This window comes from Alteromonas sp. LOR (genome assembly GCF_000753865.1).
Taxonomy (GTDB): domain Bacteria; phylum Pseudomonadota; class Gammaproteobacteria; order Enterobacterales; family Alteromonadaceae; genus Alteromonas.
Genome location: NZ_JQFW01000023.1, coordinates 1 through 2244 on the forward strand (window position 1 = coordinate 1; position 2244 = coordinate 2244).

General features: G+C 43.9%; 2 protein-coding genes. One reads left to right on the forward strand and one right to left on the reverse strand.

The annotated features are described in order from the left end of the window. The first annotated feature begins 297 nt into the window (after positions 1 to 297). Positions 298 to 1707: a cytochrome-c peroxidase gene (locus tag JV36_RS0109910; RefSeq protein WP_032097096.1), complete on the forward strand. Its 1410-nt coding sequence runs from the start codon at positions 298 to 300 to the stop codon at positions 1705 to 1707. A gap of 80 nt (positions 1708 to 1787) precedes the next feature. Here JV36_RS0109910 and JV36_RS0109915 read toward each other — a convergent pair whose 3' ends face one another. After that, positions 1788 to 2243, reverse strand: coding sequence for an Hsp20 family protein (locus JV36_RS0109915; RefSeq protein ID WP_032139772.1), 456 nt, complete (start codon positions 2241 to 2243; stop codon positions 1788 to 1790). Position 2244 lies beyond the last annotated feature (1 nt).

A 2244-nucleotide genomic window follows, 5' to 3' on the forward strand; every position in this document is an offset into this window, starting at 1 on the left:
AATAAAGCAATATGTTAAAAAATGATGCCCCGACATGCGGCGGCAGTATTGTCGACCTGACCTTTCAGCGCCGACATATCAGATATGGGATTAGCCAAATGCTTTTCAAGGAAAAAAATAACATTTTTTCAAAAATATTTTTAGATTTTGAAAGTCTCATACTTTTCTCTGGCGGTTTTTAATTCAAGTGACTATATTCTGATTAAATAATTTTAATAAGTGTGCTTCCTATCAGCACCACTGTCCTTCGTGGCTCTGATGCTCTAAAAATTCTTTGAATGCAGTAAAGGTGATGCCATGAAGTTAACTCCTTATATTCAAAATGCTTTACTTGCAGCCAGTGTCTTCACTTTAGTTGGCTGTGGGGGCGATAGTGAAGAAGAACTGCCCATAGTAGAAAGTTCACTCTCTACGCAACTCATGACAACATTAGATGAGCAAGTAGATGGTGGTGCAGCAGGTCTTATATTGCCCCAGTCATCAGACTTCTCAAATATTCCTTCCGATCCGAACAATACTTTGACTCAAGAAAAAGTGCAGCTGGGAATGATGCTTTTTCATGAAACTGCAATTGCCACTGAGGGGGTGCACGGCGAACTGGCGAATACATGGTCATGTGCCAGCTGTCACCATGTAGGTGCTGGTTTTAAATCTGGAATTGTTCAGGGTATTGGAGAAGGCGGTCTTGGGTTTGGAGTTGCGGGTGAAATGCGTGTATTGGCAGAGGGCTTTGACAAGTCAAGCGAAGACCCCAGTTTCATCCCCGACGTTCAACCGCTTGCGTCGCCGAGTATACTCAACACCGCTTTTCAAGAGGTGATGCTTTGGAATGGTCAGTTCGGTGACCAAGATGGTGGACTAGTTAACTCAGATTTGCCCGTTGATGTTTTGGCAACGGCAGGTACGCCTAAATCTGAAAATACGCGTGGCCTTGCCGGTTTAGAGATTCAAGCGATTGCGGGTACGAAAGTACATCGGTTAAATACGTTTGACAACTCTTTCGTTCAGCAAAATATAGAGTATCAACTTTTGTACGAGGCTGCATTCCCTGAAAACGGTGATGATATTCTCGAAAATATGGGGAAAGCAATTGCTGCATACGAGAGAACCGTACTAGCAAACCAAGCGCCTTTTCAGCGCTGGTTGCATGGGGACGACGCTGCGCTAACTGACCAAGAGAAAAGAGGCGGTTTGCTATTTTTTGGTAAAGCCGGTTGTTCAAATTGTCACACCGGGCCCGCATTGAGTTCAAAAGTAGGCGCAATTAGTCAAGAAGTATTTATGGCAATCGGATTTGCTGATCTTGATACGTCAGACCCAAATATAACCGGAGCGGTAACAGAGAACGATGCAAAGGGAAGAGGGGGGTTTACTGGGCGCGCAGAAGATAATTATAAGTTCAAAGTACCGCAGCTTTATAATTTGAAAGATTCAAATGTATTCGGTCACGGAGGAAGTTTCACTAGCGTTAGACAGGTTGTATTGTACAAAAACGCCGGTGTCTCTCAAAAAAGGCTGGCGGATGACTTACTTGATGAGCGCTTTGTGCCATTGAACCTCAATGAAGACGAGATTGATGCTTTAGTCGCATTTTTGGAAGAAGGGCTCTATGACCCTAACCTTGAAAGATATACACCTGACGCCTTACCTTCCGGCTCTTGCTTTCCAGTTGCAGATGCTCAGTCAGTTGTCGATCTGAACTGCTAATTTTACAAGCGCAAAAGCACAAAAAAACGGCGCCTAGAGGCGCCGTTAAAAACAGGGAAACTCACACAGATTTGAGGTTGCTATTGAGAGCGTTCTTTCTCTAGCAGTCGCGACCCTATTTCAATGGTGCGTGGTTTCTTCGCATCTGGAATGACTCGCTCCATATCGATATGTAGAAGGCCATTTTCCATATCAGCAGCCAACACTTTTACATGGTCACCTAATTGGAATTTTCGTTCAAAGTTGCGTTCAGAGATACCCTTGTGAAGATACTTTCGCTCGTTCTTTTCATTACTGTCGGCTTTTTTATTGCCGGTAATGGTAAGCGTGTTTTCCTCAACTTGAATAGACACATCGTCTTTACTAAAACCAGCAATGGCCATAGTAACGCGGTACTTGTCGTCGCTTAGCAACTCAATGTTGTAAGGCGGGTAAGTATTTTGCTTTTCAGAGCGCGCTGCGGCGTCTACAAGTGATGCAAGGTGGTCTGAACCAATGAATGAACGGTATAGTGGAGATAGATCGATATTACGCATA

Bases quoted from the DNA above. Each gene is read 5' to 3' on its own strand.
- JV36_RS0109910 (WP_032097096.1), top strand. From the start codon at position 298: ATGAAGTTAACTCCTTATATTCAAAATGCTTTACTTGCAGCCAGTGTC.
- JV36_RS0109915 (WP_032139772.1), bottom strand. From the start codon at position 2,243: ATGCGTAATATCGATCTATCTCCACTATACCGTTCATTCATTGGTTCA.